Origin of the sequence: Anaerococcus lactolyticus ATCC 51172 (genome assembly GCF_000156575.1) — a bacterium.
Taxonomy (GTDB): Bacteria; Bacillota; Clostridia; order Tissierellales; family Peptoniphilaceae; genus Anaerococcus; species Anaerococcus lactolyticus.
In genome coordinates this window covers 429,926-445,577 of record NZ_GG666044.1, presented here as the reverse complement: position 1 = coordinate 445,577, position 15,652 = coordinate 429,926, and the positions used below count along the sequence as shown (strand labels likewise).

Annotated in this window: 17 protein-coding genes; 9 read left to right on the top strand and 8 right to left on the bottom strand. The window is 33.6% G+C overall.

Annotated features, from left to right (window positions below):
- The first annotated feature begins 72 nt into the window (after positions 1-72).
- Complete coding sequence (locus HMPREF0072_RS11930; protein ID WP_004827142.1) at positions 73-234, top strand: hypothetical protein; 162 nt, start codon at positions 73-75, stop codon at positions 232-234.
- Between the two features lie 28 nt (positions 235-262).
- Here the strand turns inward: HMPREF0072_RS11930 and HMPREF0072_RS02050 are convergent, their stop codons facing one another.
- On the bottom strand, positions 263-1,120 hold the full coding sequence (locus tag HMPREF0072_RS02050) for a hypothetical protein (RefSeq protein ID WP_004827141.1): 858 nt from the start codon (positions 1,118-1,120) through the stop codon (positions 263-265).
- 56 nt (positions 1,121-1,176) lie between these two features.
- Between HMPREF0072_RS02050 and HMPREF0072_RS02045 the strand changes: the two genes are divergently transcribed.
- From HMPREF0072_RS02045 to HMPREF0072_RS02035, 3 genes are read left to right on the top strand one after another with little or no spacing between them, the layout of a single operon-like run.
- Positions 1,177-1,797, top strand: a complete 621-nt coding sequence (locus tag HMPREF0072_RS02045; RefSeq protein WP_004827140.1) for a hypothetical protein — start codon at positions 1,177-1,179, stop codon at positions 1,795-1,797.
- The gene (locus HMPREF0072_RS02040; RefSeq protein WP_004827138.1) at positions 1,794-2,687 is read left to right on the top strand and encodes a CPBP family intramembrane glutamic endopeptidase; all 894 of its coding nucleotides are present in this window, start codon (positions 1,794-1,796) and stop codon (positions 2,685-2,687) included. Before HMPREF0072_RS02045 ends, HMPREF0072_RS02040 begins: the two co-directional genes overlap by 4 nt.
- Positions 2,688-2,698: 11 nt before the next feature.
- On the top strand, positions 2,699-2,866 hold the full coding sequence (locus HMPREF0072_RS02035; RefSeq protein ID WP_004827136.1) for a TM2 domain-containing protein: 168 nt from the start codon (positions 2,699-2,701) through the stop codon (positions 2,864-2,866).
- A 147-nt stretch (positions 2,867-3,013) separates the two neighbouring features.
- Here the strand turns inward: HMPREF0072_RS02035 and HMPREF0072_RS02030 are convergent, their stop codons facing one another.
- Positions 3,014-4,285: a glucose-6-phosphate isomerase gene (locus tag HMPREF0072_RS02030; RefSeq protein ID WP_004827135.1), complete on the bottom strand. Its 1,272-nt coding sequence runs from the start codon at positions 4,283-4,285 to the stop codon at positions 3,014-3,016.
- Between the two features lie 347 nt (positions 4,286-4,632).
- Here HMPREF0072_RS02030 and rbr point away from each other — a divergent pair, with 347 nt between their 5' ends.
- Both rbr and HMPREF0072_RS02020 read left to right on the top strand, forming a co-directional pair.
- On the top strand, positions 4,633-5,226 hold the full coding sequence (gene rbr, locus HMPREF0072_RS02025) for a rubrerythrin (RefSeq protein ID WP_037326024.1): 594 nt from the start codon (positions 4,633-4,635) through the stop codon (positions 5,224-5,226).
- 401 nt (positions 5,227-5,627) lie between these two features.
- The gene (locus HMPREF0072_RS02020; RefSeq protein WP_039930958.1) at positions 5,628-6,350 is read left to right on the top strand and encodes a glucosamine-6-phosphate deaminase; all 723 of its coding nucleotides are present in this window, start codon (positions 5,628-5,630) and stop codon (positions 6,348-6,350) included.
- A gap of 136 nt (positions 6,351-6,486) precedes the next feature.
- Here HMPREF0072_RS02020 and HMPREF0072_RS02015 read toward each other — a convergent pair whose 3' ends face one another.
- Positions 6,487-6,951 carry a hypothetical protein gene (locus HMPREF0072_RS02015; RefSeq protein WP_004827130.1) on the bottom strand — a complete coding sequence of 155 codons (465 nt, stop codon included), beginning with the start codon at positions 6,949-6,951 and terminating at the stop codon, positions 6,487-6,489.
- Positions 6,951-7,466, bottom strand: a complete 516-nt coding sequence (locus HMPREF0072_RS02010; RefSeq protein WP_004827129.1) for an LURP-one-related/scramblase family protein — start codon at positions 7,464-7,466, stop codon at positions 6,951-6,953. The genes HMPREF0072_RS02015 and HMPREF0072_RS02010 overlap by 1 nt, the downstream gene beginning before the upstream one ends.
- 76 nt (positions 7,467-7,542) lie before the next feature.
- On the opposite strand from HMPREF0072_RS02010, the gene HMPREF0072_RS02005 reads away from it, so the two are divergent.
- Positions 7,543-8,568 carry a M42 family metallopeptidase gene (locus HMPREF0072_RS02005; RefSeq protein WP_004827128.1) on the top strand — a complete coding sequence of 342 codons (1,026 nt, stop codon included), beginning with the start codon at positions 7,543-7,545 and terminating at the stop codon, positions 8,566-8,568.
- Between the two features lie 10 nt (positions 8,569-8,578).
- Entirely contained in the window at positions 8,579-9,055 is a 477-nt protein-coding gene (locus tag HMPREF0072_RS02000) for a pyridoxamine 5'-phosphate oxidase family protein (RefSeq protein WP_039930957.1), read from the top strand.
- Between the two features lie 248 nt (positions 9,056-9,303).
- Here the strand turns inward: HMPREF0072_RS02000 and HMPREF0072_RS01995 are convergent, their stop codons facing one another.
- The 4 genes from HMPREF0072_RS01995 to licT form a co-directional block, all read right to left on the bottom strand.
- The gene (locus HMPREF0072_RS01995; protein WP_004827126.1) at positions 9,304-10,626 is read right to left on the bottom strand and encodes a 6-phospho-alpha-glucosidase; all 1,323 of its coding nucleotides are present in this window, start codon (positions 10,624-10,626) and stop codon (positions 9,304-9,306) included.
- Position 10,627: 1 nt separating this feature from the next.
- Complete coding sequence (locus tag HMPREF0072_RS01990) at positions 10,628-12,223, bottom strand: PTS transporter subunit EIIC (protein ID WP_004827125.1); 1,596 nt, start codon at positions 12,221-12,223, stop codon at positions 10,628-10,630.
- A gap of 501 nt (positions 12,224-12,724) precedes the next feature.
- Positions 12,725-13,273 carry a PTS sugar transporter subunit IIA gene (locus tag HMPREF0072_RS01985; protein ID WP_004827123.1) on the bottom strand — a complete coding sequence of 183 codons (549 nt, stop codon included), beginning with the start codon at positions 13,271-13,273 and terminating at the stop codon, positions 12,725-12,727.
- A gap of 45 nt (positions 13,274-13,318) precedes the next feature.
- Positions 13,319-14,161, bottom strand: coding sequence for a BglG family transcription antiterminator LicT (licT, locus tag HMPREF0072_RS01980; protein WP_004827122.1), 843 nt, complete (start codon positions 14,159-14,161; stop codon positions 13,319-13,321).
- Positions 14,162-15,027: 866 nt separating this feature from the next.
- Between licT and HMPREF0072_RS01975 the strand changes: the two genes are divergently transcribed.
- Positions 15,028-15,652, top strand: a 625-nt coding sequence (locus HMPREF0072_RS01975) for a reverse transcriptase domain-containing protein (RefSeq protein WP_004827120.1), incomplete at its 3' end; no start/stop codon positions are given.

Sequence of the window (15,652 nt, the reverse complement as noted above, 5' to 3'; positions counted from 1 at the left end):
CGACCTAGTCGGGGTTTTCTTTTGCTTAAAATAAGTATTTTGATATAATAGGATATAGAAGAAGGAGGGGAAATGAGATATATAAAAATTTTTATAATTACTCTGATAGTCACTGTTATAATGGAGTTTTTGTCAAAATTTCTTTTGAAAAAATATGGCACAGACAAAACCTTATCTATAATCAAAACTATAGCTGTAGTTGCTATAGCAATGTTTCTTAAAGAAATTATTTAAAAAAACGCAGGCTAGGGTGTCTGCGTTTCTAGTTTATGCCTAAAAGCAAATATGAAAGATATTTATTTTTTATCTTGTAAATTATTTCGCTGATTATATACGAAGCGAGGATAGCTATAATTGAAATGGCGAGACTTTCTATATCAAAGCCAAGCTTAATTATCACAAATATAGCAGGGTAGATATAAACAAGGGTAAAGATTTGGTAGTCTAAAAAGCCCATGGTTGCTTCTTGGGTTACGGTCTTTAGGATTAGGTAGGCTAGGGGGAAAATTGTTAGTAAAAATCCATAATCGAATTTTAAATAAAATTCCTTTAGGTAGACTTCTCCTATGAGCATGATTATAGCAAGGATTAAAAGGGCGGGATTGAGCCTTGAAGCTGATCTTAATCTGATTGCCATTACATAGAAACTAAAATATAGGAAGAAATCTTCAAAGGGTTCAAGATTATAAAGCCTCTTGCTAAAAATTATTAGAAGGTAAAGGCCCAGAGAGAAGGCTCCTATTATTGATGTTGCTAGGCTGCCTACAAGTTTATTAAAGATTAGTTCTAGGATAAAAAATACTCCTACCATGACCATCAGCTTATAAAGGCTGGTGATGATTTGTATAAGGTCGCTAGGGATTTTTGCAGAAAAACCTCCCCTAACTACTAAAGCCACTAGCAGGCTATGGATTATAAGAGGGGCAAACATGATGGCGACTTTCTTTGTTTCTATAAAAGAAATCTTAAAGGCTAGGTAGGCAATTATATAAGATGTTAGTGCCCTTGTTATTAAATTTTCATCAGTTGATAGACTTGTAGCGATGAAGGCCTTAAAGACTAGACATATGAGAGCTAAGATTGTAAGACCTGCCGCTAAATTATTTTTCACATACTTCATACATTTATCATATCATAAAATTAGAGAAATGGTATAATATTTAAAAGGATGGAATTATGGATAGACGCAAAAGAAGTGAAAATAAAGAATATAAAAATCCTAAGACCAGAGAGAGAAAGAAACGTGTGAGGGAAAAAAGACGTAAGAGAAGGACTTTTGGCCCTTATATTTTAATTTTTATTCTCCTTTCTGCCTCTATATTTTTTGGCGTAAGGAGCTTATCTCACAATGTCGAAAGGACTGTGGCTAGGATAGAAAAAGCTATTAAGACTGACGATACAGCCTTCATGGAAGCAAATATGGATAGGCTTGATGTTATTTTTGAAGTCCTAAAAAAATCTTATTCTGATGATGAAGAAAAACAGGATGAGTTTGTAAGAAATAATTTTAAAAACCTTGATATAAAATTTTTAAACAAGCTTGACATAGATGGGGGTGTGGAAGTCACACTAAAGATTTCAAATGTAAACTACGTTACTTGTTTTGATAAGATTAAGCACCTAGAAGAAGCTAACCAACACGAGGCCTACATGAGAGAGTTATCAAAAGATGGGGCAGAAGTAAAAAGTACTGATGCAAAAATATTTCTTAAGAAAAAACTTTTTGGCTATGAAATTTTTGAGTCGAGAGACTTTATAAATGGCATAATTGGTGGTGCCTTGGATTTGGTCAAATGATAGCAAATAGATCAATAAAACAGACAGAAACAGCCCGTAATATAAATCCGGTAATTATTACCGTCATCCTTTCACTTCTGGTAATAATTCCCCAATACGTGCTGGGGATAATCATAAAATTAAGACAAAATATAGAGCCTATAGACAAGTTTTTTACAGTTATAGACAAAGAAAACTTGTCTTTCTTGCTGATAATTTATGCCACAGCCTTAACTTTAATTTTAGCCTACATATTTGCAAGAAAAATCTTAAAAAGAAATAACTTATCCTTGGGACTTGTAGATGAGAATAAAATTATAAACTACGGGAAAGGCATACTCTTAGGATTTTTTTTCCTAACCATCGTAGTCCTAATCTTAAAAGTCACAGGCTTTGCAGAAATCAGGAAAAATCCAGCAGGCTTTAACATTAAAATCTTTTTGCTCTTTGTTCCAGCTTGGATGCTCCAAGGTTTTGAAGAAGAATTTCTCCTAAGGGCAATTTTGATGAACCAAATGTCAGCTTTTGGCAAGATAGGGCTCGCAATCATAGCCAACTCCCTAATATTTTCGATCCTTCATTTAGGAAATGCAGGCATTAGCGTCATGTCCTTTATAAATATTTTTTTGCTAGGTCTGGTGTTTTCATTAATATTTTACCTAAAAGGCTCAATCTATATGGCAGGAGCCACCCATTCTATTTGGAACATGACCATGGCTAACATCTACGGCATAACAGTCTCCGGCAATAAGTCAGTAGGAGTAACTTACTTCACCACAAACTTAAAGGGTCCCGACCTAATCTCAGGAGGAGGCTTTGGAGTCGAGGGAAGTATAATAACCACCATAGTCCTAGGCATTTTATTAATAATTTTAAGCAGAAAAGCAAAAAAGAAATCTTGCGGAAGTTAGGCAAGATTTTTTTGTTAAAAAAATTTATGAAGGCTCATAAGTTTTATGCAGGTAAAATTGGTTCTGGCATTCTATATCTTATATTTGTCTGGACATTTATTCCAGCTTTTGTTGCCCTTATAGAACTAATTGCAGCTTTATTAAAACCAGCAGACGCAAATGGAAATATTATTGTATAGATGATTTGAAATTATAAAAAAGACCTCGGTTGAGGTATTTTAATTTGTAACAGACTTAAATTGCAGGATGTCAATGGTTATTCCGACTATACAACACATTGATATAAAAAATAAGAGGACTATTTAATAGTCCTCTTATTCTTCTATCTAATATCCAGGTTTTCCTAGAAGTTTGAACATTGCCTTTTTGTAGGCTTCTACTCCTGGTTGGTTGAATGGATTTACCCCTAGCATGTAACCAGAAACGCCTACTGCTATTTCAAAGAAATAGAAGAGTTCGGCTAGGTTTCTTTCGTTAATTTTGTCGATTTTAATTCTAATATTTGGTACATTTCCTTCTACGTGGGCCATGGCTGTGCCTTCCATGGCTTGTTTGTTGATGTAGGACATGGTTTTGCCTGCCAGGAAGTTTAGGCCGTCTAGGTTTTGTTCGTCTTCTTTTATTGTTAGGTCTTTGGATGGATTTTCTACTTCGATTACTGTTTCAAAAATATTTCTTACTCCATCTTGGATCATCTGACCCATTGAGTGGAGGTCTGTTGTGTTTGATACACTTGCAGGGAAGAGGCCTTTTCCGTCTTTGCCTTCGCTTTCGCCATATAGTTGTTTCCACCATTCTGCTACGTATTTTAATTTTGGTTCGTAGTTTAGAAGGATTTCTATGTCTTTGCCATCTTCGTGGAGCATATTTCTAACTGCGGCGTATTTTATTGCGTCATTTTCCATAGATTTATTTGTATATTTTTCTCTACCATCAGCAAAACCTGCCATAAATTCGTCTATATTAATGCCTGCAACAGCTAATGGTAAGAGGCCTACTGCAGATATTACAGAAAATCTTCCGCCAATATCATCTGGTACGATAAAACTTTCGTAGCCTTCGGCATTTGCGAGTTCTTTAAGAGCTCCCTTAGCTTTATCTGTTGTTGCGAAAATTCTGTTTTTTGCTTCTTCCTTGCCATATTTTTCTTCTAGGGCTTCTTTTAGGACCCTAAAGGCTATGGCTGGTTCTGTAGTTGTACCTGATTTTGAGATGACATTTAGGCTGTAATCCTTATCTTTAAGGTAGTCTAAAAGTTCTACAAGGTATTCGCCAGAAAGTTGGTGGCCGGCATAGATGATTTTGGTTTTTCTTTCTGAGTTAAAATATGAATCACAAGCGACATCAACTGCCTTGATACCAAGGTAAGATCCACCAATACCAATTGAAACAAGGACGTCAGAGTTTTCTCTAATTCTTGTTGCAGCTTTTTTAATTCGTTCAAATTCGTCTTTATCATAGTCGACTGGTCTGTCAATCCAGCCTAAAAAGTCGTTGCCTTCGCCATTTCTACCCATGAGAGTATCAAAAGCGGCAAGAGCCTTTTCTTCATACTTGTCTATATTTTCTAAATTAACATTGCTAAAATTTACTTTCATATAGCCTCCTTTGCTTTATATAATTATACCTCAATTTGCCACGATAGAGAAAAGCCTCTAGAAGGCAATAAAAAATAATCAGAAATTTTGGATAATATACAAATTGATAATTATTATCACTATTTAAAACTTAAGGATTAGCCTTTCAAAATGATAAAATGCAATGAAGGTGAACAGACGGAAAAAGGCTAAAAATTAATAAGTAAAGACAAGAGAAAATGTAATGATAATGATTATATGTATCATATTTAGATTGATTAAAACTTTAGAATCATTCTTGACAAACGAATAATTAATAATATAATATGAATATAAGGAAACGAAATAATATTATAAAGGAGATTATTATGGCAGAACTAAAAGGAACAAAAACAGCACAAAACTTAATTACATCATTTGTCGGCGAATCACAAGCTAAAATGAGATATACATATGCAGCAAAAACTGCAGAAAAAGAAGGTTATAGACAAATTGCAGCTATCTTTAGAGAAACAGCTATGAACGAAGGCGAACATGCTGCAAGATTTTATAAATTTTTAAGAGAAGAATTCAAACTTGAAACAATCGAACTTACAGAAGGTTACACAGCTTGGCCAGTAATTTGGCATGACACATTAACAAACCTTCAAGGTGCTATAGATGGTGAAAACGAAGAATGCGAAGATATGTACCCAGCATTTGCAGACGTAGCAGAAAAAGAAGGATTCGATGAAATAGCTAGAGCATTCAGAAATATAGCTAAGGCTGAAGGTGCACACAGAGATAGGTACCAAAAACTACACGACAACATCGAAAACGGCACAGTATTCGAAAAAGAAGAATCAGTAATCTGGAAATGTGGAAACTGTGGTTTCTTATATGAAGGCAAAAAAGCACCAAAAATCTGCCCAGCTTGCCACCATCCACAAGAATGGTTCGAAGTAGCAGCATTTAACTATTAATCAATGGTAGCAAAAATTTTGTAAGCAAAATTTTTGCGTTCTTCACAATTTCTCAAGGTGTTAAGCACCGCAGAAGAAATTGATGAACAACCTTATGTAATTTTTTATGTAAGTCGCGACGAATAGGAGTGACTGGAATAAAAACATTACGAACTTTACAACCCCGGCTTGTCCGGGGTTTTTTATTTTGCTCAAAGAAGGTAAGATTATATAAAGTGGGTAAGAATATTAGTAGTAATGAACGTAATCTTTTTGCTAATAACGCTCCTATTCGTCGCGTCACTAGCAAAAAATTACATAAGGTTTCTCATCAATCTATCTTCACACTTCGTGTTCGATATATTGTGAGAACCATAAAAATTTTGCCTATAAAATTTTTATTACCATTAAAGGAGCGATATATGAAAGTAATAGTATGCAAAGATTATGATGATATGAGTAAAAAGGCTAGTGATCTTGTAATAAGCAATATGATGGAAAAACCACAAATAAAGTTTGGTTTTGCGACAGGATCAAGTCCTATAGGTCTGTATAAAAACCTTATAGCTGCCCAAGAAGAAGGTGAGATTTCTTTTAAATATTCGAAAAGTGTTAACCTTGATGAGTATGTAGGTATTGACCCTAATAACAGCCAATCTTATTCATATTTCATGCACAAAAATCTTTTTGATCATGTTGCAATTAAAGAGGAAAATATCCACCTACCAAAGGCTCCAGAAGCAGATGAAAAATATGCTATAGCATATAGAAAAGAATTAGAAGAATTTGGACAAAGGGATATACAAATTTTAGGCTTGGGTGTAAATGGACATATAGCCTTCAATGAACCAGCTAAAAAGCTTAATAAATACGCATCAATAGTAGAATTAGACAAGTCAACTATAGAAGCAAATTCTAGATTTTTTGAAAATGAAGACGAAGTCCCAAAACACGCCTTATCAATGGGGCTTGCAGAAATATTTGACGCAAGGATGATAATAGTCCTAGCTAATGGTAAAAATAAACATGAAGCAGTAAAAAGGCTATTAAACGATGATAAAATATCAACAGATCTTCCATGTGGCCTTCTAAATCTCCATCCAAATGTATATTTGTTTGTGGATGAAGAAGCGTATAATGGCTAGGTGGTAAATTTTAAATATTTTTTAGTATAAAAGACGAGCGGATAGGCTCGTCTTTTTTTTGTAAGTCCATGCTTAATTAATCAACTTCATGGTTACTATTAATATACTCACTAAGTCTATTTTTTTAACATTTACCCTAATTTATAACATTTACTTTTTGATTTTTTAAAATCTTTACCAATTCCTTTTCTTTGGCGAAGATAAAGCTCATGTTGTCCTGGCTGTTGGCTGTTTTGAAATATACCATTAACAAGAGGTTTTTATTGGCTCTTGATAGGGTAACTGACCTTATTTCTTCTAGGGGAACTTTTTTGTTGATGAAGGGGTTTAACTTGTTGGTGAAGACACACTTATCACTAAAACCCCTGGCGATGATTGCTGTGTAGTTCCAAAAAATCATTGATAGGGAGAGGGCTAGGACGTTTATTATATAAGGTTTGAAGACTAGGTCATAAACTATATACATTCCTGCTATCATCCCAAGGACGGCTAGGTCTGTTGATGTAAATTTGACTTTTTCCTTGATTTGTCCAAATAGGTAGAGGTTATAAAGGCCGCCTAGGGTGAAGAGACCTGCTAGGATTAAAATGAATTTTGCCATTATTCGCCACCTCCAGCAGCAGATGCGGCTGCAGCGCTTGCTTCATCGTCGTGGATTTTGTTTAGGCAAATCACTAGGGCAATCATTGCCAAGGTGTAGTCCTCGTTTAAGACTGTTAGAACGTAGTGGTCGGTTAGGGAAATAAATTTCCTGTTAACCTCGCCGATTTTTTCTCCATTTAGGGTAATAGTAAAATCATAATCAAAAATAGATCCCTTAAGATTGATGGTGCCAAAGTCTGTATCGACATCTATAGACTTCCTAAGAAGGGTAAATCTCTGGTTTACAGTCATCTTTGAGCCGTCTTCAAAGTCTACAAAAAATTTTGGCAAGAGGGAAATAATTTTCTTTTCTATCCTAAAAAGCCTTTCTTTATCAGGTCCGAAAACTGTGGCCCTATAGCCGATAAAGGTAAAATCTTGATCAAGGTAGAAAGCGTTACTGCCATCTTCGTCCTTTATCCAATACTTATCTGTTATTTTTAAAAATTTTTCTTTGAAAATATATCTTTTCATTTTATATCCTTTATTAATTTTTTACTTACCATATAATATGATTATTGATATTATACTATAGATAGGGGAGAAAAAAATGGAAATTTCTACAATTACAGAATATATAAAAAACCTTGTGAATACTCCATCACCAACTGGTTTTACCAAGTTTGCCGAAGAATATTTGATGGATGAATTTAAAAAATTAGGCTATGCGCCTTACCAAAATAACAAGGGCAATGTCATTGTGCCTATTAATGAGATGGAAGGGGAAAATGGCCTCTTGCTATCTGCTCACATTGACACCTTGGGACTTATGGTTAGGTCAATTAAGGCAAATGGAGCCTTGAGAGTAACAACTTTAGGTGGTTTCCCACTTAACTTTGTGGAATTTGAAAATGTAAAAATCCACACTCGCTCCGGCGAGGAATATACAGGGGTAGTTAGACTTAACAACCCAGCTGTTCATGGATCATCTGACCCAAGGGAAGCTAAACGTGATGACACAACTATGGAAGTAGTAATAGATGCCATAACCCACTCAAAAGAAGAAACTGAAAAGCTCGGAATTTCAAACGGTGACTTTATCTTCCTTGACCCAAGATTTAGGATAGATAATGGTTTTGTGAAAAGTCGTCACCTCGATGACAAGGCCTCTGCAGGTATACTCCTAGCCCTTGCCAAGGAAATCAAGGAGAAAAAAATAAAAATCAACCGTCCACTCTATATGATGTTTACCATCTACGAAGAAGTAGGCCATGGAGCTGCATCAGGCCATCCAAAAGGAATTAGGGACATGGTGGCAGTAGACATGGGAGTAGTCCACGACGACCTCACTTGTGATGAATTAAAAGTTTCAATTTGCGCCAAGGATTCATCAGGCCCATACAACTACGACCTTACAAATGAGCTCGTAACTATCGCCAAAGACTTAGACCTAGATTACGGCCTAGACATCTACCCATTCTACGGCTCAGATGCTTCAGCTGCTGTAGCAAGCGACTATGATTACAGACATGCCCTAGTAGGCTGTGGGGTGGCAGCAAGCCATGGATACGAAAGAACACATGAAAAAGCCATAAAATCTTTATTTGATTTACTTGTTAATCTTGTTGATAAATAAGGAAGGTTTTATGTTTAGAAAAATTAGAAAAGTAAAAAATGAATTGAGTCCAGAAAGAACAAGGGAAATCCTTCATAAGGCTGCAAGGGGAGTCCTTTCCCTACATGGAGATGACGGTTATCCTTATGGTTTGCCTTTAAATTACGTCTATGATGAAGAAAACCAGTCGCTATACTTTCACGGCACCAAGACTGGCTATAAGATAGACTGCATAGAAAAAGATCCTAAGGCTTGTTTTACGGTAATTTTGGAAGATGGGCTAGCAGATGATGGCTGGTCAAAAATCACCTCATCAGTAGTAGCCTACGGTCTAGTTGAAGAAATAGAAGACCAAGAATTTGCCAGAGCCGCTATGATAAACTTAGCAAAAAAATATTACCCAAATATAGAATTGGTAGATGAAAATATGGCGGCCGGCTTTAAGAATACAAAGATGTTGGCTTTCCATATTAGCTACATGACAGGAAAAAAAGTAAATGAAAGATAGGGACTATATTTAGTTTAGATTGTCTATTTTCAAGATGACAGCTTGGGAATAATTATTTGCAAATTAGTAATATCATGTTAATAAGATGATTTTTAAATGATTAAGTTAATATTTTGCAATATCTACTTAAATGCTTTTATTACAAGCCGGTTAGGTACAAAAAAAGTGTATCAACCCTTGCCTTAATTTTGGTTAGGGTCGATACACTAAATTTATTACAGAATTTTTAAAAGATCACATTTTAAAAACTATCTAAGTTCAGGCCAATATTCCTTGTTAGCTTCGATCATTTCATCTAGTATTTCTTTTGCTTGAGTTGATGATTTTATTGTTTTATTTAGAGCGAAACCTTGTAAAACTTTAGTGTAAGAGTGCTCAATAGCTCCCTCAACTATACATTTTTCAGATGCATATTGCTGTTCTATAAGTCCCTTATAGAAAGTAGGGATGTGGCCTACTGATGTCTTTTCAATACCCTTTGGAGAAACGTAGCAAGGGATTTCAACCATTGCATCATCCGGCAAGTTAGCAACAGCACCATTATTTTCAACTATTAATAAATATCTTCCTCCATTTTCTTTACATAGAGACTCTGCTAAATCAACAATGAAAGTTGCATGTGCACCTACAACGAAAGTTTTATCATCATATTTTCCGGTTTCCTTATATTGATTTATAGCATCAAATAATGTTTTTTCACGTCCATCTATAACCTCGTTAGCACGTGTATAATTTTTATTAGAATGATCAACTATATCTTGGCTTAACAAATAGTATTCTAAATAAGTATTTGGCAAATAATCAGGGAACCTATTAATCATTGGTTTTACATTCTTATAAGTCTCAACCCAAGATGGCTCCCAATGTTGTTCATCTGGAGTTTCACAAAGGTAACCACTCTTCATAGCGTGATCTAACAATTCTTTAAAACGACTTTCTCCATTTACCCAAACATCTGTAAACCATCCAAAATGGTTTAGGCCAAAATAGAATGGTTTGATATCTTTTGGATTGCAATTAAGTATATCTGCAAAACTGTTTACAATAGCAACTGGCATATCACAAATATTGATTATACGAGCATTAGGTCTAATTTTTTTCAAAGCTAATGCTACAATTGCTGCAGGGTTAGAATAATTTAATATCCAATGATTTGGATTTGCGTATTTAGCTACGTAATCGAGAATTTCTACCATAGGATAAATAGTTCTAAGTCCATATGTTAAGCCGCCACATCCACAAGTTTCTTGACCAACTGCTCCATATTTTAAGGAAATTTTTTCGTCCATCTCTCTCATTTTATATTTTCCAACACGAATTTGTGCAAATATAAAGTCAGAATCTTTAAAAGCTGTTTCCGGATCTGTAGTGGTTATGAATTTACATTCTGGACAATCATTCTCAATAACTTTTCTAACAATTATAGATACATCTTCTTGTCTTTGGTAGTCAATATCATAAGCTCTAATTTCCTTTACATGAAAAGTATCTTTTTTTGATAAAATTGCTTTTACAACTCCGGGTGTGTATGTGCTTCCGCCACCTACAATAGTTATAATCTTTGGTTCCATATTATTCCTCTCCTTTAATCCTTAAATTATTTTTTTCCATATATTCCTCAAGCGCATCTCTAAATTTGTGGACATTTGTTCCATATATAATTTGAACTTCACTGCCTCTTTTGATTACGCCTTTTGACCCAGTTTCTTTTAACATTTCTTCATCTATATTGTTAATGTCATTTAAATTAACCCTTAATCTTGTAAAGCAATTATCAATGCTTTGAATATTAGCGATTCCCCCGATGGCTTGATAAATTTTTTCTCCTATTCCATATCTATGATTGTCAGAATTCTCGTGAGAAGTTTCTTTCTTAGATATATATTCTTTTTTAGTTATAAGCTTAACATCTTCAGTACCATCTCGGCCAGGAATCTTGACATCGAATTTTAAAATAAACCATCTAAATACAACGAAGTAAGTTGCCATTTGAACAAGACCTAGAATTATAAAATAAGGCCATCCTGTTTTGGCTATTCCGGCTGGAACATTATATAATAATGTTTCAAAAATTCCTCCGGCTGTACAACATGTTATTTTAAAGAAGTATAACAAGTAAAAGAAAATACCTGTTAAAAATGAATGGATTAAGAACAATAGAGGAGATACAAATAAAAATGTAAACTCTATAGGTTCAGTAATTGCAGCAAGACAGCTACTTAATATAGCTGGAATATATATTCCTTTAGCTTTATTTTTCATAGATTTATCTGCACAGCTTAGCATAGCTAAACCAGCACCTGTTAATCCAAATACTTTACATAAGGTTACGTTGTTAAAAATAGTATAAAGTGATAATTTTGCTGTACCTGGGTCACTTAATTCTGCTAGTGCAATTGCCCAAGATCCTACATATTGTTTACCAGCAACTGTAGCAACTCCACCCAAATCTGTGTACCACACACTGCTACCTAATATGTGATGAAGTCCTGTTGGTATTAATAATCTTTCTAAGAATCCGAATGTGAAATATCCTATACCACCTGAAGTAGATATGAATGTTGCAATATTTGTAATTACTCCTTGTATTGGTGGCCAAATATATACAAATGATATTGCCAAAATCAACATTATTGGAATACTAATTAAGAAAACAAATTTAGTACCTCCATAAACTGACAAAACTTCACCTAAGTCTTTGTCATAGTATTTGTTGAACAATGCACCTACTATGCATCCTATAAGAATGCCTAAGAAAACTCCCATATCAACAATTTGGAAGCCTAACATCATGTTTTGACCATTACCAACTGCTTCGTGTAACAAATTATGTTCAGTTAGATATGCATTTTGTATAGCGCAAAATATAAATAAACACAAAAATGAGATTAAAGCTGCATGTTCTTTTTTCTTCTTGGCAAAACCAAATGCTACACCAATGGCAAAAATTGGGCCTAAATTATTGAATACTGATATTAATCCGCTGTACAAAACCTTGAATAATACCTGAATTGGTCCGAATTTTAGAAATGGCAATGCATCTGCAATTGTTGGGTTAGTAATAAAATTGCATATAACTAGAATTAAGCCAATTGCTGGTAGATATAAAACTGGCACCACAATAGCTTTTGAAAAAGCTTGCATTTTGGAAATTAATTTTTCCTTCATTTATTTTTCCTTTCCTTATTTTCATAAGCGATAATTTGAAATGTAAGAATATTCTTACTAAACTTGAAATAGTAAAACCAACTTTAATAAATTTGATACTTTTTATTTCATAAGACCTCCTATATTCTATGATATATCGCAAAATTATATATAAATATAAAAGACCAAGCTAAGGATATAAAAACTAACGTTTTCATATCTAACTTGGTCTTGCCTAGCTCCACTAGTAACAATCCTTATAAAAATTTAATTATTTTTATTTTTGATAGAAAATAAAAAAAGACCAATTACAAGAGCGTAAAAAACAACTCTTTTATTTTGGTCTTGCCTAGTCTTGCTAGTAACAATCCTTATATTTAACAACATTCTAAGTTGTCAAAATAATAATTATCATCATAAGTATAAAATAATCTTGCGTAAACAAAATTACATCTTGAATTAATTATAAATCTAATAAAATAATTTGTCAATATATTTGTTAAATTTATTAACTTTATAATTTTATGATTCGTTATCATAATCCAGACTTAATATTTCATTTTCAAATCGTACGAAATTAGCATTTGTCTCTGTTATTTTCATTGAATCATTATCATTGGTTATTACAATAGGGCTAGTTATATCGTAGCCATTGCTTTTAATAAAATCTATATCTACATCCATCAATAATTGCCCAACTTTCACTAGATCCCCTTTTTTTATGTGAGATTTAAAACCTCTTCCCTTTAACTCTACAGTGTCGATACCTATATGTATTAAAATTTCAATCCCTTCATTAGAAGTAATAGCTATTGCGTGATTTGTTTCAAAGACCATGCTAATAATACCATTAACAGGGGAAACAATTTTGCCTATATTTGGGATGATAGCAATTCCTCTGCCTAATATACCACTTGAAAAAGCCTCGTCATTTACGTTTTCCAATTGTACAACTTCTCCTTCAATAGGGGAATATATCTTAACGCTACATTTTTTATCATCTTTTTTATATTTTTTCTTCCAAAACATCATCTTATTTAAGCTATTCTCAACTTGTTTGCTATATGTCATTTGCTCTCCTTATTTAATGAAAACTTACTATTATAATTTACAATACTAAGTCAAAGATATTAGTCTTTGAACATGTAAAGTCAAATACATCTCTTCTTCCACAGAAATATCGTAACCATACATATCATTCAAGACATTTTTAATAACACCAACACACCTGTTGGCTTCTTTATATTTTTTGATAACAGTATCAAATAAATCGTAATCTAGGTTTTTTTCGCTATTATACTTGCCTTTAGATAATAATCTTTCGGCAAAAAATTTTAAATGAGTTAAGAATCTAAAATAATAAACGTTAGATTCGTCAAAAATAACATTATATTCATTTCTAACAATATCCTCTATAAGGTGGATGATTTCGAACATCTTTATAACCTCATTTTTATCTTCGTATTTTTCTTCAGCATTTACAATATGTAGTGCTATAAATCCGGCCTCGTCCTCAGGCAAACTCACTCCAAATTTATTATTTATAATATTTAAACCATATTTTCCTAACTCAAATTCCTCGGGATAGAAACGTTTTACATCAATGATTAGTAAATTTTTAATTGTAATACCTTCTTCAACCCTATTTATAGCTGCATCGATATGGTCTGCAAGATTTATATACAATAAATCACTGAATTTTCTTTTTAAAATTTTCTTTGCATGAATTATAATATCGTCAGCAATTAACATACAATCCATTGGAATATTTGCCATCAATTCTTTAAATTTAATAGCATTAAACTCATTTTCTATAATAAATATCTTCTCTATTTTATTTTCTTCAACTATGTCTCCTTTTTTCTTTTTAAACCCAATACCTCGACCCATTATTATTTTTTCTACATTATTTTCAATAACACTTATGACATTATTATTTATAACCTTTCCTACAATCATGGGACCTCCACAAAAAAATAAACCTGCTACACCTAGGGTGTAACAGGTTTAGCTTGAATATCAATAACTATCCTAGGAGCAATTATACCTCATTAAAATTCATGCTCAATAGTAATCGAATAATTATATATGATTTAAATTTTTGGATTCGAATCTTAATACTTTTATTTTCGTAATTTGTTAATGATTCTTAAGCCTAAAGATGTCTTTTGGGTTTGATTAACTATTAATCTATGATAATATAATGCTAAATTGGAATAATAGGATGATATTCAATATAGAAATTTCTCCTGCACTTGCTCTATAAAATATATTTTTAAATTTAGGGTGACATAAATTGCATAAGTAAATATGTATTTCACCCCCCCGATAAGGGGAGGTTTTTGCTGTATGACGGGCATGCTCTAATGCTGGGGTGAAAATCCCTACAGAGCGTAGTTACCGACGAATCTAATAGCGACTTGCAAGTTTTAGATGGTGACATCTAGGAGAGAAGAAGTAATAGCGAAATCGTGGCTTGACGAACAGGAACAGAATACAAGGCGTAACAGGTGGGCAAGCTAGCAGTAGATAGCAAAGACCCAAAAGGTAACCGTAAACCTAAAGCGTAAATTCTGCAAGTAAACGATGAAAGTATTAGAGCTTATCCCGTGAGGTCTCACTAGCGAAGAAGTAGTAACAACGAATAGTGAGAAGTCAGCAGAAGTCATAGTATGTGGAAACACCGAAGGACCGAACAATTTAAAAGCACAAGCAAAATGTATGTAGCATAACAAATCTGACAGAGAAAGTAGAAGAAACGTAAATGAACTCAAAATCTCACACCTAAGAAAAAGTTATGTAAGCGGAAAGGAGCAAGTGCACACATGGAAGATAAAATAATAAGTCAAATCCTAAACCCAGAAAATATGCACCAAGCCAAAGTAAAAGTTATCTCCAACAAAGGAGCAGCTGGAACAGACGGAATAAGTGTAAAAGAAATAGATGAATACATCAAAGCTAACTGGGCAAGGATAAGACAAGAAATAATTGAAAGACGCTACAAACCACAGCCGGTAGTCCGAGTAGAAATTCCAAAACCAAACGGAGGAAAAAGAAAACTAGGAATACCAACAGTAATGGACAGAATAATCCAACAAGCAATCGTACAAGTACTAACCCCGATAATAGACAAAAGATTTTCTGAAGCAAGCTATGGCTTCAGACCAGGAAGAAACTGTCAAATGGCAATAATCAAAAGCCTAGAATACTTAAATGATGGATTCGAATGGGTAGTAGACATAGACCTAGAAAAATTCTTCGACAAAGTGCCACAAGATAAACTAATGAGCATAGTCCATGAACATATCAAAGCACCAGATACAGAATCACTAATCAGAAAATACCTAAAAGCGGGAATAATGAACAAAGGCGCATACGAAAAAAGTGAAATAGGAACCCCACAGGGTAGAAACCTATCACAACTACTAAGCAACATCATGCTAGACAAAC

Bases quoted from the DNA above. Each gene is read 5' to 3' on its own strand.
- HMPREF0072_RS11930 (WP_004827142.1), top strand. From the start codon at position 73: ATGAGATATATAAAAATTTTTATAATTACTCTGATAGTCACTGTTATA.
- HMPREF0072_RS02050 (WP_004827141.1), bottom strand. From the start codon at position 1,120: ATGAAGTATGTGAAAAATAATTTAGCGGCAGGTCTTACAATCTTAGCT.
- HMPREF0072_RS02045 (WP_004827140.1), top strand. From the start codon at position 1,177: ATGGATAGACGCAAAAGAAGTGAAAATAAAGAATATAAAAATCCTAAG.
- HMPREF0072_RS02040 (WP_004827138.1), top strand. From the start codon at position 1,794: ATGATAGCAAATAGATCAATAAAACAGACAGAAACAGCCCGTAATATA.
- HMPREF0072_RS02030 (WP_004827135.1), bottom strand. From the start codon at position 4,285: ATGAAAGTAAATTTTAGCAATGTTAATTTAGAAAATATAGACAAGTAT.
- rbr (WP_037326024.1), top strand. From the start codon at position 4,633: ATGGCAGAACTAAAAGGAACAAAAACAGCACAAAACTTAATTACATCA.
- HMPREF0072_RS02020 (WP_039930958.1), top strand. From the start codon at position 5,628: ATGAAAGTAATAGTATGCAAAGATTATGATGATATGAGTAAAAAGGCT.
- HMPREF0072_RS02015 (WP_004827130.1), bottom strand. From the start codon at position 6,951: ATGGCAAAATTCATTTTAATCCTAGCAGGTCTCTTCACCCTAGGCGGC.
- HMPREF0072_RS02010 (WP_004827129.1), bottom strand. From the start codon at position 7,466: ATGAAAAGATATATTTTCAAAGAAAAATTTTTAAAAATAACAGATAAG.
- HMPREF0072_RS02005 (WP_004827128.1), top strand. From the start codon at position 7,543: ATGGAAATTTCTACAATTACAGAATATATAAAAAACCTTGTGAATACT.
- HMPREF0072_RS02000 (WP_039930957.1), top strand. From the start codon at position 8,579: ATGTTTAGAAAAATTAGAAAAGTAAAAAATGAATTGAGTCCAGAAAGA.
- HMPREF0072_RS01995 (WP_004827126.1), bottom strand. From the start codon at position 10,626: ATGGAACCAAAGATTATAACTATTGTAGGTGGCGGAAGCACATACACA.
- HMPREF0072_RS01990 (WP_004827125.1), bottom strand. From the start codon at position 12,223: ATGAAGGAAAAATTAATTTCCAAAATGCAAGCTTTTTCAAAAGCTATT.
- HMPREF0072_RS01985 (WP_004827123.1), bottom strand. From the start codon at position 13,273: ATGACATATAGCAAACAAGTTGAGAATAGCTTAAATAAGATGATGTTT.
- licT (WP_004827122.1), bottom strand. From the start codon at position 14,161: ATGATTGTAGGAAAGGTTATAAATAATAATGTCATAAGTGTTATTGAA.